Genomic DNA, 13,153 nt, shown 5'->3' with positions numbered 1-13,153 from the left:
CGATCGCCGGAAGCCGCCGCGCCGCCGTGCGGAACGTTCCCGACACCGGCGCCGCCCCCTCCCGCACCACCGCGCCCTCCGAGCGGGGGAAGAACTCGTACCAGGAACCGAACAACGCCCGCGTACGGTCCACGCGCAGCGGGAACTCCTGGCTGGAGGTGAGGAGTTCACGCAGCGGATGCCGGTCGAGGACGGCGTCCACCTCCGGGGTGAGGGCGGCGGCGAGTCGCGCCGCGGGCTGACGGCTCCGGTCGCGCAGGGCGGCGGCTGCCTCGCGCAGGACGGCGGCGGCGCCGGAGAGTTCGGCGGCTTCTGCGGTGGCCTCGGCTTCCGCGGTCCCCAGGGCCGCCGCCGCGCGTTCGTGCAGGCGGGCGCCCTCCTCCAGGACCAGGTCCGTGTCGATTCCCGCCGGTATCTTGATGCCCGCGTGGTGGCGCCACGTCGCCACCGGGTCGCCCCACGCCTCCACGGCGAAGGTCCACTCGCCCTCCCGGTCGGGCGTGACCCGCGCCCCCCACCGGTCGGTTCCCGGCGCGAACTCCCGCATCGGCGTCCAGGGCCCCGGGCGCCCCGCGGGATCCCGCAGCACGACGTTCCCCGCCACCGCGTCGTGCCCCTCGCGGAAGAGGGTCGCCGTCACCTGGAACGTCTCGCCGACGACTGCCTTGGCGGGCCTGCGGCCGCCGTGCACGACGGGGCCCACGTCGAGTACGGGGATCCGGCCGGTCAGAGGCCCGGTCGGCGGCGGCCCGGACGGAGAGCCGGACGGAGAGCCCGTCGGAGGGCCCGTCGGAGGGCCGGTCAGGGGTGGGGATTCGCCCGGGGATTCGAACTCCTCCGGAGACGTGCGGGGTTGGGACATGACCGCTCCTGTTCCGCGTACGAGTGGGCGCAGCTGGACGGTGGAGAGGTTCCGCGGCACGCACGAGACCGCCGACAGCGGGCGCGGGTGCGTACGGGAGGAGCCTTCCCACCCTGTTCGGATGCGCAATCCGGCGCTTTGTTAACTACTAGTGCGTATCGACCCGCACAAGACCGGCCTCGCGAATTCCCCGCCCCGGGACGTCAGCAACCAGCCACCGCCGGGCCCGCGGGTCCGCCCCCGCGCCGGCACACAGCGTCCGTACGCCCCCGCCTAAGCGCCGTTCACCTGCAACAACTTGTTCGGCGAGCCGGATCCGGCGGCGGTCACGCGGCCCTGGACCGCCCTCCGCACGACAGCCTTGGCCACCTCGGCGGGGCGCGCCGAGGGATGGCCGGAGAGATACAGTGCCGCCGCGCCCGCGACGTGCGGTGCCGCCATCGACGTACCCGACGAGACCGCGGACGCGGTGTCGCTCCGGTGCGACGCCGACCTGATCGACACGCCCGGCGCGAACAGGTCGAGGGCCCGGCCCCGGTTGGAGAAGGCCGCGCGCGCGTCCCGGCGGTCCGTGGCCCCCACCGTCAGGGCCTGCCGCACCCGCGCGGGCGACGACCGCGAAGCGGGCCCGTTCTCGTTGCCCGCCGCGACCGTGTACGTGACCCCGGACGCGATGGAGGCCCGTACGGCCGCGTCCAGTTGGGCGTTGGGCGGGCCGCCGAGGCTGAGGTTGGCGACGGCGGGCTTGCGCGCGTGCCGGGTCACCCAGTCGATGCCCGCGAGCACCTGCGCGAGGGTGCCCGTGCCCCGGTCGTCCAGGACCCGCACGGCGACGATCCTCGCCCGCTTCGCGACGCCGTGCGCGGAGCCCGCCACCGTCGCCGCGACCTGTGTGCCGTGGCCGTTGCCGTCCTGCGCCGTCCCGTCGTTCTGGACGAAGTCCCGGCCGGACCTCGCCCGGCCGCCGAAGTCCTTGTGCGAGGTGCGGACGCCGGTGTCGATGACGTACACCGTGACGCCCCTGCCCGCTCTTCGCGGAGCGGTGTACGACTTGTCGAGCGGCAGCCGGCGCTGATCGATGCGGTCCAGGCCCCAGGACGGTGGCCGCTGCTGCCCGGCGCGTGTGCGGACCCCGGTGTCCGGGACGACCGAGGCGACCGCCGGGTCCGCGGCCAGACGGAGCGCCTGGTCCGCTCGGGCCCGCACCGCGAGCCCGTTGAGCGCCGCGCCGTACGTCCGGTCGACGCTCGCCCCGTACCGCGCGGCCAGCTCCCTGCCCGCGCGGGACGCGGCGCCCGCGCCCGGCGCCAGGGTCACGACGTAGACCTGCCGGGCGTGTCCTGCCCGGGTGCCGTGTCCTGCCCGGGTGCCGTGGTCCGCCCGCGCGCCGTGGTCGTCGTCCCGTGCCGCGGGCCCCGCGTACGCGGGTGCCGGGACGTTCACGAGGGTGGCGGCCACACCCAAGGCCGCCACCACTCCTCGCAGCCGTACGTGTCTTGCCCTGCGTCCGGTCATCAACCGGCTCCCCTCCGCTGGTTCCCCGAAGCGTCTCGTGCGGGGAGAAGTGCGACAAGGCCGCACCGGCTTCCCGCGTTGACAGGGTGCGGGAGCCGTGTCTGTAATGGGCGGGTGCCGCGTGGCACCGGTCGAAGAGCAGTGGGCGGACCGGTGACCGGGCGAGCGCCTTCACCAAGGGACATGACTCTGTGTCTGCACCTCACCTCACCTCGTCGTACGGCCGTCGCACGGCGCTGACGTGAGTCCGTCCGCGCGGCGGGCCGTTCCGGTCCGAGCGTCCCGGCGCTCCCGGGACTGAGTCCCGGGCCTGCGCGTCCGTTCCCTCGTTCGTCTTCGCGTCCGTCCCTGCGACGCCGCCGCACGCTGTGCTGTCGTGCGTCGCGCACTCATCCGTCTGGAGAAGCGTCTCCCCATGCCCACGCCCGCACCCACGCCTGCCCCGCAGGCCCCCCGAGAGATCAACTCCCTCGCCGACAAGCTCCTCGAAGTCCACGACTGGCTGCGCGACCAACTCGTCCACCTGCGCGCCGAAGCCGACGCGCACTTCGCCGCACGCGCCGCCCACCGAGGGCCGGGCCGGCCGCCCGCCCCCGGGCTCGGACTGCAGATCAGGCAGCGCTGCCTGGAGTTCTGCGACACCCTCACGTTCCACCACACCGCCGAGGACGACCACATCCTCCCCGGGGTCCTCGCCCACCATCCGCACCTGCGGGACACCCTCGACCGGCTCGTCGACGAGCACCGGGCGCTCACCCGCTCCAAGGAGCGGTTGCTCGCCCTCCTCGCCGACATCGGCACCGGTGACGCCGCCCTGTTCCTCGCGGAGTTCGACCGCATGGCGGGGGAGCTGACGGCGCACCTGGAGTACGAGGAGACGTGGCTGGTGCCGGTCCTCGCACAGGTGCCGTTCCCGCCGGCTCCGCCGGGGCCGCAGGACCCGCCCGGCGCGCCCGGCCCGCGGGAACGGTGACGTGACCGCGCGGGCGGCGGCGGGTCAGGGCGCGTACCCGGAGATGATCCCGCCGTCGTCGCGCTGCACGAACATCGCACCGCCCGTGTACAGCGGTGGGGCCAGCTCCGGGAAGTCCCCCGTGCCGTCGCCGCCGCTGCCGTCGTCCTCGCCGCTGTCGTTCTCGGCGTTGTTGTTCTCACCGGCGTCGGACGTCGTCGGGATGCTCTTGGTGCGGACGCTGTCCGGGTCGCCGGTCAGCGCCATGCCGCGGATCTCGAACGCCCCCACCGAGAGCACTCGTCGGCCCGCCAGGGCCACGGCCCTGACCTGTTCCGGCGCCGGCATGTCCCACAACTGCTTCCCGGAGCGCCAGTCGTAGCCGATGAGCCGATGCGACGTGACGACGTCCTCGTCGGTGTTCTCCGTCGCCGTCACGAGCACCCCCGCGGCCCCGACGACGGGGGCGAGCACCGGCTTGCGGCCGGGCGCCAGCGTACGGGTGGTCCGCAGCGTTCCCGCGTCGAGCACGCGGACGCCCGCCGTCGTGCTGCTCCAGCACACCACCGATCCGGCGTGCCCGAACACCCCGTCGCACTCCGCGTCCGCCCGGCGCGCCACCGATCCGTCGCGCGTCGCGAGCGCCGCCACGCCGCCGTCCTCGAACGCCAGGAACACCCGGCCGTCCCTGACCAGCAGGGGTACGCCCGGCTGCGGCTTGGGCAGCCGGGTCTCCCACAGCTCCTTGCCGTCGCGCGCCCTGCGGGCCCGGACGACGGCCGGGTCGCCGTCGTCCGTGGGCGACATGTCGAGGGCCAGCTCGACCGTGTACACGACCCCGCCCGCGTACGTGAGGCCGATGAGCCCCTCGTCCACGGCCAGGCCGCGCCGCCACACCACTCGGCCCGTCGCCGCGTCCACCGCCGTCGTGCCCAGCGCCGACGGTACGAACACGCGCTCGCCGTCGGAGCCGGGCGGGTTGTCCTGGACGCCCTGGAGCTGCCCGCCGAACCCCTTCGACGTCCATCCGCGCTCGCCCGTCGCCGCGTCCACCGCCGTCGCCGCGCCCTTGCCGTCCCGGCACACCAGCGTCCCCCCGACCAGGACGCAGCCCCTGCCCAGGTCGTCCATGCCGTCCCCGCGCGGCTTCGTCCACGGCTTCCAGCCGGCCGGGCGCGCGCTCGCGGTGGTGGCCGCCGCTCCGAAGTCACCGCTGTGGGTGGTGTTTCCGTAGGGGGTGACCACTGTGGCCACCGTGTCCTCGCCCGGGACGCCGGTGCCCGTACCCGGGACGCTCGGCGCTGCGGACGCACTTCGTCCGCCCCCGTCGTCCGCCCCGCCCGGCAAGAACACCGCCCCTGTCGCCACCGCCACTCCCACCGCCGCCGCCGCGACCAGCCAGGGCCAGTTCCTTCGCCGGGGCGCCGGGAGCGCGGGCGGAAGCGCGGGCGGGAGCGGGGGAGTCCCCGCAACCTGCGGATCAGGGAAGCCCGCCGCTGTCGGGGACGGCGGCGACGGGAAGCGGGGGGCGCCTTTGCCCACGGAGGTCTCCGCCTCCGCGAACGTGGACCCGGTGACCGGCCGTTCGTAGCGGACGGCAGCCTCGCGGTGCTCGGCGAACAGGGACAGGACCGGGGTCGGCCACGGGACCACATGGCCCGTCGGTACCGGCAGGGCCCCGTCCGCCGGTGCGCCACGGCCGGTGGCCGCCGGGTCCGTGAGCAGGCCCGCCAGTTCGGTGGGCGTGGGGCGTTCCTCCGGGGCCGGACGCAGGCACGCCGCTATGGGCTCGCGCAGTTCCTCCGGTACGTCCCTCAGGTCGGCGTCCCCCTGGACGATGCGGAAGACGACCGACGCCATCTCCTCGTCCTCGAAGGGGCCGCGGCCCGTCGCCGCGAAGCACAGGACGGCGCCGAGCGAGAACACGTCCGACGCCGGGACCACCGCGTGGCCGCCCTCCACCTGCTCCGGCGCGAGGAATCCGGGCGTGCCCACGATCAGGCCCGTGCTCGTCAGGGCCGTCGCGTCGAAGGCCTGGGCGATCCCGAAGTCGATGAGCCGGGAGCCGTCGGCCGTCAGGAGGACGTTCGCCGGTTTCAGGTCGCGGTGCAGCACCTGGGCCGCGTGCACGGCGGCCAGGGCCCGCGCGAGGCCCGCGCCGAGGGCCCGGGCCGCGGGGACCGGCAGCGGGCCGCAGCGCCCGACCGCCTCCGCCAGGGAGGGACCCGGTACGAACTCGGTCGCCAGCCACGGCACGTCGGCGTCCGCGTCACCGTCGATCAGCGCCGCCGTGCCCGCGCCGGTCACCGCGCGCGCCGCCGCTATCTCGCGCCGGAACCTGACCCGGAAGCCGTCGTCGAGGTCGAGCCCGGGACGCACCGTCTTCACGGCCACGAGCGGGGCACCCGGGCGCGGTCCGCGGGCCAGGTACACCTCGCCCATGCCGCCTGCCCCTATCGGGGCGAGCAACTGGTACGGGCCCACCCGGCGGGGCGGCCCCGGCAACGGGTCCAGGAGCGGCAACGGTCCTCCAGATCGGTGTGTGCTTGCCTTCACGTGGCTCAGGGCCCCGGGGGCACAGCCACCGAAGCCACCGTCCCCTCGTCGTACACGACGTGCGCCACCCCGCCGAGCGCGAGCACCACCGGCGCCCGCAGCGAGTCCGCGATCACGGTGCCGCCGTCGGCGGAGTCCCCGGCGGGCTCCTGCCGGTCCCCGGGCGCCCCGGGCACCCGCACCGCCCGCTCCGCCCCGGCGGCCGTCACCGGCACGGACACGAGCCGCGAGTTGTCCGCGTACAGAGCCCACCCGTCGTCCACGAGAAGCGGCCCCGACGACACGAGCCGGGGCATCGCCTCGCCCTGGACAGGGCGCCCGGGAGCGTACCGCTGGCTCGTTTCGCGCAGGACCTCGCCGTCGCCCGGGTCCGCCACCAGGAGCTTCTGGGTCTCCCGGGACTGGATGACGGCCGCCTTCGCGCCCACCGCGCTGACGCGCATGCCGGAGGACTCCTCCTGGGTCGCCTCGATGCCGAAGCCACCGGTCTCCTGGAGCGTGCGCGGATCCAGGCGCGAGACGCGCAGCTGCGGCTCGTCGGTGGGCGCGTCCAGGTCGGACGAGCCGCCCACCGCGCCGACGCACAGGACCTCCTTGCCGCGGGCCATCAGGGAACGGCAGCCCCCGCCGGGCAGGCCGCCGTTGCGCGCCCGCTCCGCGCCGTCCCGCGCGTCGAGCGCGACGACGGCGTCCCGCGTCGTCGCGTACACCAGCCCGTCCCTGACGAACCCCGGTGTGTACGCGCCGTCCTCGGCCTTGGCCAGTTCCTCCGCCAGCGTCGGCGTGGACCACCGCCGCGCCCCGTCCCGCAGCCCGTACGCGGTCACCGAGACACCCGGCTCGCCCGCGTCGTCGAACAGCGGGACCTGGTCGCCCACGACCACCAGGTCGCCGTGCAGCACCGGCTTGCCGATGAACTGTCCGCGCTCCGCGGGCGCCGTCCACCTGACCGCGCCCGTACGGGAGTCACGCGCCTGGAGGCGGCCCTTGTGCGCGATGACCGCCGTACCGCCGCGCAGCTGCGGCTCCAGGGAGTCGCCCGGCATGAAGAGCCCGCCGGAAGGGCTGATGTACGCCTCTCCACCGGTGTCGCCGCCCCCGCCGTCCGCCGTCCACAGCCGGCTGCCGTCGGCGGCTCCGAGTGCCTCGTACGTACCGTCCGTGAGCAGGCAGACGACGGCCTCGGCGTCGGCCGCGCAGTGCAGCGGCGCGTGCCCGAACCTGCCCCGCCACTGCTTCCAGCCGTCCGGGCGCTGCGCCGCGAGCTGCGGCACCGTGCCGCTGCGGTCGGCCCCGCCGTGCTCGTCCACCCCCGCCAGGGCCTTCAGCTCCTTCTTGGAGAGCGAGCCCTTCGGGGGCGTCCCGGCAGGTTCGTCCTTCCGCCGGTCGGGGTGGCCCGGCGTGGACGCCGCCGGTCCGGCGGCGTCCCCCTCGGCCCCCTCGCCTCCGCGCAGCGCGAGCAGCGCCCCCACGCCCGCGCCGACGAGCGCCACCGCAACGATCGCGGCCACCAGGCGGCCACGCCGCGGTGCACGGCCGGCCGCCGGAGCTGTCGGCGGGGGCGAGACGGCACCCATCGTCCGCATGCCGTGCAGGTCCTGCGGAGGCGTCCCCGGTGCCGTGGGTGTACGGGGCGGCGGCGCCACCGCGGCCACCGGGAGCAACGGCAGGCCGTTCGCGCAGAGCCGCGCCACCTCCCTGTCCGCCTCGGCGATCGTGGCCGTGATCCGCGCGGGCCAGGGGAACCCGTCTCCGCCGTCGTCCGCCGCGGGCCGTCGCCGCCCTGCCCGTGCCGCGAGGCGCCGGGCCAGGTCCTCGGGGGCCGGGCGCTCCTCAGGCGCGGCCACCAGGCACTCCGCGAGCACCTCCCGCAACTCTTCCGGTACGTCGTCCAGGCGGTGCTCCGCCCGCGACACCCGGTACAGGACCGCCGCGAGGGGGGCGTCGCCGAACGGGTCGTGGCCCGACGCCGCGTGGGCGAGGACCGACGCCAGGCAGAAGACGTCCGACGCGGCGACCACGTGCCGGCCGCCCGCGATGTGCTCGGGCGACATGAAGCCGGGCGTGCCGACCACCACCCCGGTCGTCGTCATCGTCGTGGCGTTCCTGACGCGGGCCACGCCGAAGTCGATGAGCTTGGGCCCGTCCGCGCCGAGGAGCACGTTCGCGGGCTTCAGATCGCGGTGCATGGCGCCCGCCGCGTGCACGGCGGCGAGCGCGCGGGCGAGGTCCGCGCCCAGCGCGGCCACGGTGTCCGGCGGCAGCGGGCCGTCGCCGCGGACGGCCTCGGCGAGCGTCGGGCCCGCCACGTACTCCGTGGCCAGCCACGGCTGTTCCGCGTCCGGGTCGCCCGCGACCACCCGGGCCACCCACGGGCTCGTGACGGCGGTCGCCACCGTGATCTCGCGCCGGAACCGGGCCCGGAACGCGGCGTCGCCCGTCAGGTCCCCGCGGATCGCCTTCACGGCCACGAGGGACTCCGGCCGCGGGCCGCCCGCGCCGCGGTCGTTCGCGGGCGCCGCGAGGAACACCTCGCCCATGCCGCCCGCGCCGAGCCGCGCCAGCGTCTCGTACGGGCCGATCCGGCGTGGTGACGACTCCCGCAACTGGCCGATCATCCGCCGGTACCCCCTGTGCCGTGATGAACTCCCGTAACCCTAGGTCACGTTATCCGCACGGCGGTGCGCAGGGCCTGCCGGGTCGGCAGGTTCACGTCAGGGGAGCCGTGTGCGCCCCGCGCGCCGTGGTTGGCGGCGGCCCCGCGCCGCTACCTTCGATACGCCACCAAGGCCACCCACGCCCTCAGACACGTACGTCCTTCCGACAGAGGTGCCCCGTGAAAGCCATCCGTCGATTCACCGTACGTCCCGTCCTTCCCGCGCCGCTCGGCCCGCTCAACGAACTCGCCCGCAATCTGCGCTGGTCCTGGCACGCCGGAACCCGTGATCTCTTCCGGGACGTCGACCCGGACCTGTGGGCGGACTCCGGCCACGACCCCGTACGGCTCCTCGGTGCCGTGCCGAGCGCGCGGCTCGCCGCCCTCGCCGCCGACGACACCTTCCTGCGGCGGCTCGGCGAGGCCGCAGCCGACCTGCGCGCCTATGTCACCGGTGAGCGCTGGTACCAGGAGCGGCAGCACGCCCCCGACGCCGAGCTGCCGCGCGCCATCGCCTACTTCTCACCCGAGTTCGGTGTCACCGCCGCCCTGCCGCAGTACTCCGGCGGGCTCGGCATCCTCGCCGGCGACCATCTGAAGGCGGCGAGCGACCTCGGCGTGCCGCTCGTCGGCGTGGGGCTGCTCTACCGGCACGGCTACTTCCGGCAGTCCCTGACCCGCGACGGCTGGCAGCAGGAGCACTACCCCGTCCTCGACCCGAACGAGCTGCCCCTGACCCTGCTCCGCGAGGCCGACGGCACGCCCACCCAGGTGCGGCTCGCCCTGCCCCGCGGCCGGGCCCTCGCCGCCCACGTCTGGCAGGCCCAGGTCGGCCGGGTACCGCTGCTGCTCCTCGACTCGGACGTGGAGGAGAACGACCCGGGCGCCCGCGAGGTGACCGACCGGCTGTACGGCGGCGGCAGCGAGCACCGGCTGCTCCAGGAGATGCTCCTCGGGATCGGCGGCGTCAGGGCCGTGCGCACGTACTGCCGTCTCACCGGGCACGCCGAACCCGAGGTCTTCCACACCAACGAGGGCCACGCCGGATTTCTCGGCCTCGAACGCATCCACGAGCGGGTGCGCGAGGGGCTCGACTTCGACGCCGCCCTGGAGTCGGTGCGCGGCGGTACCGTCTTCACCACCCACACGCCCGTGCCGGCGGGCATCGACCGCTTCGACCGGGAGCTGGTCGCCCACCACTTCGGGCCCGACGCCGAACTCCCGGACCTCGACGTGGAGTTCGTGCTGCGGCTCGGCATGGAGACCTACCCCGGCGGGGAGCCCAACCTCTTCAACATGGCCGTGATGGGGCTGCGGCTCGGTCGCTGCGCCAACGGGGTCTCGACCCTGCACGGCAAGGTCAGCCGGGAGATGTTCCAGGGTCTTTGGCCGGGGTTCGACCCGGAGGAGGTGCCGATCACCTCCGTCACCAACGGTGTGCACGCCCCCACCTGGGTGGCCCCGGAGGTGTTCGCCCTCGGCGCCCGCCAGATCGGCGCCGAGCGCACCGACCGCGCCCTGTCCGTGGGCGGCTCCGACCGCTGGGACGCCGTCGCCGACATCCAGGACGGCGACATCTGGCTGCTCCGCCGCGAACTGCGCGCCCAGCTCGTGTACGAGGTCCGGCGGCGGCTGCACCTGTCCTGGCGGCAGCGCGGCGCCGCCACCGCCGAACTGGGGTGGATCGACGAGGTCCTCGACCCCGACGTCCTGACCGTCGGATTCGCCCGGCGCGTTCCCTCGTACAAGCGACTGACGCTGATGCTGCGGGACCGCGACCGGCTGATGGATCTCCTCACCCACCCCGAGCGGCCCGTGCAGATCGTCGTCGCGGGCAAGGCGCACCCCGCCGACGACGGCGGCAAGCGCCTCATCCAGGACCTGGTCCGCTTCACCGACGACCCGCGCGTGCGCCACCGCATCGTCTTCCTGCCCGACTACGGCATGGCGATGGCGCAGAAGCTGTACGCGGGCTGCGACGTGTGGCTGAACAACCCGCTCCGGCCGCTGGAGGCCTGCGGCACCTCCGGGATGAAGGCCGCGCTCAACGGGTGCCTCAACCTTTCCGTCCTCGACGGGTGGTGGGACGAGTGGTTCGAACCCGACTTCGGCTGGGCCATCCCCACCGCCGACGGCGCGGCCACCGACGACCACCGCCGCGACGACCTGGAGGCCGCCGCGCTCTACGACCTCCTGGAGCGCCGCGTCACCGCCCGCTTCTACGAACACGGGCCCGGCGGCCTGCCCGACCGCTGGATCGAGATGGTCCGCAGGACCCTCACCCGGCTCGGCCCCAGGGTGCTCGCCGGACGCATGGTGCGCGAGTACGTGGAGCGCCTCTACGTCCCCGCCGCCCGCGCCCACCGCGTGCTCGCGCCCGACGCCGCCACCGCGCTCGCCGCCTGGAAGTCCCGGGTCCGCGCGGCCTGGCCGGGCGTCGCCGTCGACCACGTGGAGGCCTCCGCCGCCGGCGCCACCGCCGAGCTGGGCACGACGCTCGCGCTGCGGGTGCGCGTGCAGCTCGGCGACCTGACGCCCGACGACGTCGAGGTGCAGGCCGTCGCGGGCCGGGTCGACCCGGAGGACCACATCACGGACGCCGTCCCCGTGCCCCTGAAGCCGACATCGGGACCCGAGCGGGACGGCGAGGCGCACGGGCAGCCGGTGCGCTACGTGTACGAGGGGCCGCTCGGCCTGGACCGCACCGGCCCCTTCGGCTACACCGTGCGTGTCCTGCCCGCCCACCGGCTGCTCGCCGACGGCGCCGAACTGGGCCTCGTCGCGGTGCCCTCGGAGGCGACGGGTGAGGACGCGGGGGTGCTGATGCGCTAGCCGGGGGCACGGCTTCGGCGCTGGTGCCCGTGGATTCGCGCGGACGTGGAACGGGCGGCATCCGGGGGGTCGTGGACACCCCGGATGCCGCCCGGCTCTACTGGCCCGGCAGGGCCGTCACTTGACGTTCACGCCCTTCCAGGCGGCGGCGACGCCCTTCGCCTCCTTGGAGGTCGCGCCGTACAGGTCGCCCGCGGCCTTCACGGTGTCCTTGCGCGCCTGCGCGTAGTTCGTCGTCGAGGTGAAGTACGTCGACAGGGCCTTGAACCAGATCTTCTCGGCCTTGTCGCGGCCGATGCCCTCGACCTTGGAGCCGTCCTTGGTCGGGCTGTCGTACGTCACGCCGTTGACCGTCTTCTTTCCGCTGCCCTCGGACAGCAGGTAGAAGAAGTGGTTGGCGATGCCGGAGGAGTAGTGCACGTCGACGTTGCCGGCGTTCGCGTCCCAGTAGTCCAGGGACGAGCCGTCCTTGGAGGGCTTGTCCATGTACCGCAGCGGGGAGCCGTCACCGTTGATGTCGATCTTCTCGCCGATGAGGTAGTCGCCCTTGTCCTTGGCGTTGTTCGCCCTGAACTCGACGGCGGCGGCGAAGATGTCGCTGGTGGCCTCGTTCAGGCCGCCGGACTCGCCGCTGTACTCCATGTTGCCGGTGGCCGAGGTGACGCCGTGGGTCATCTCGTGCGCGGCCACGTCGATGGACGTGAGCGGCTTGGCGTTGCCCTCGCCGTCGCCGTACGTCATGCAGAAGCAGGAGTCCTGCCAGAACGCGTTGACGTAGTTGTTGCCGTAGTGCACGCGGGACGTGGCGCCCTTGCCGTCGCCCTTGATGCCGCTGCGGCCGTGCACGTTCTTGTAGTAGTCCCAGGTCAGCCCGGCACCGTAGGCGGCGTCGACGGCCGCGGTCTGGGTGTCGGCCGGCTTGCCGGTGCCCCAGACGTCGTCGGCGTCCGTGTACAGCTTGCCGCCGCTGGAGCCGTGGGCCAGGTCGTACGTCTTGTGCTTGCCGCGCCCGCCGTCGGTCAGCTGGTAGGTGCTGCCGCTCTTGGTGGAGCCGACCGTGACGTCGCCGCTGTACTGGCTGTGGCCCTTGCCGTTCTCGACGGCCTGGTACTGGAAGAGCTTCTTGCCGGAGGCCGCGTCCGTGACGACGTGCAGCTCGCTCGGCGTGCCGTCCTTCTGCACACCGGTGACGACCGTCTCGAAGGCGAGCACGGGCTTGCCGGTGGCCGCCCAGATCACCTTGCGGGGGGCGTTCGCGTCGGCCTTCTCGGTCTCGCCGCTTCTGGCCGCGGTGGACTCGGCGGCCTTCGCCACCGTCTTCGGCGCGAGCTTCGCGTCCGTCGACGCGACCCGCACGGACGCCTTGGTGGCCTTGCTGACCCCCTCGACCGCGCCGCTCTTCGCGGTGTGGACGACGAGGTCGCCGCCGAGGACGGGCAGCCCGTCGTAGGTGCGCTCGTAGCGGGTGTGCGTGGTGCCGTCACGGTCCTTGACGACGTCCTTGACGACGAGCTTCTCCTTGGCGCCGAGGCCGATCTTCCCGGCGGTGGCGGCCGTCCTCGCCTCGGCGTCCCGCAGGAGGCCGGAGCGGACGGACGCGGAGAGCGTCATCGGGGCGGCGGCCGGGGCCTCGGCGGCCGTGGTGGCGTTGCTGGTGTCCTGCCGCGCCGAGGCGCCGGTGGTCAGTCCGGCGGTCAGCAGCGCGCCCGCGGCGACGGCGGTCGCGATGGCCAGGGTGGAACGCTTCCTCGATATGTGGGGGGTCACGCAAGCTCCTTGT

The 13,153-nt window shown here is 74.5% G+C and carries 7 protein-coding genes; 2 read left to right on the top strand and 5 right to left on the bottom strand.

The features are described from left to right. Both GPA10_RS35295 and GPA10_RS35290 read right to left on the bottom strand, forming a co-directional pair. A partial coding sequence (locus GPA10_RS35295; RefSeq protein WP_157168990.1) for a maltotransferase domain-containing protein occupies positions 1-862 on the bottom strand: 862 nt, incomplete at its 3' end. Between the two features lie 273 nt (positions 863-1,135). Then, complete coding sequence (locus tag GPA10_RS35290) at positions 1,136-2,377, bottom strand: S8 family peptidase (protein WP_157168989.1); 1,242 nt, start codon at positions 2,375-2,377, stop codon at positions 1,136-1,138. Between the two features lie 415 nt (positions 2,378-2,792). Between GPA10_RS35290 and GPA10_RS35285 the strand changes: the two genes are divergently transcribed. Beyond that, a complete protein-coding gene (locus GPA10_RS35285; protein WP_157168988.1) occupies positions 2,793-3,350 on the top strand; it encodes a hemerythrin domain-containing protein in 558 nt (185 codons plus the stop codon). Between the two features lie 24 nt (positions 3,351-3,374). Here the strand turns inward: GPA10_RS35285 and GPA10_RS35280 are convergent, their stop codons facing one another. After that, positions 3,375-5,852 (bottom strand): protein kinase domain-containing protein, encoded by a 2,478-nt coding sequence (locus tag GPA10_RS35280; protein WP_157168987.1) that lies wholly within the window; start codon positions 5,850-5,852, stop codon positions 3,375-3,377. 38 nt (positions 5,853-5,890) lie between these two features. Further along, positions 5,891-8,503 carry a protein kinase domain-containing protein gene (locus tag GPA10_RS35275; RefSeq protein ID WP_157168986.1) on the bottom strand — a complete coding sequence of 871 codons (2,613 nt, stop codon included), beginning with the start codon at positions 8,501-8,503 and terminating at the stop codon, positions 5,891-5,893. 218 nt (positions 8,504-8,721) lie between these two features. On the opposite strand from GPA10_RS35275, the gene glgP reads away from it, so the two are divergent. Beyond that, positions 8,722-11,373: an alpha-glucan family phosphorylase gene (gene glgP, locus GPA10_RS35270; protein WP_343041671.1), complete on the top strand. Its 2,652-nt coding sequence runs from the start codon at positions 8,722-8,724 to the stop codon at positions 11,371-11,373. 117 nt (positions 11,374-11,490) lie between these two features. Here the strand turns inward: glgP and GPA10_RS35265 are convergent, their stop codons facing one another. After that, on the bottom strand, positions 11,491-13,140 hold the full coding sequence (locus GPA10_RS35265; protein WP_343041670.1) for a M4 family metallopeptidase: 1,650 nt from the start codon (positions 13,138-13,140) through the stop codon (positions 11,491-11,493). Positions 13,141-13,153 lie beyond the last annotated feature (13 nt).

It is taken from the genome of Streptomyces typhae (assembly GCF_009755605.1).
Taxonomy (GTDB): Bacteria; Actinomycetota; Actinomycetes; order Streptomycetales; family Streptomycetaceae; genus Streptomyces; species Streptomyces typhae.
This window is presented reverse-complemented; position numbering and strand designations above follow the sequence as displayed.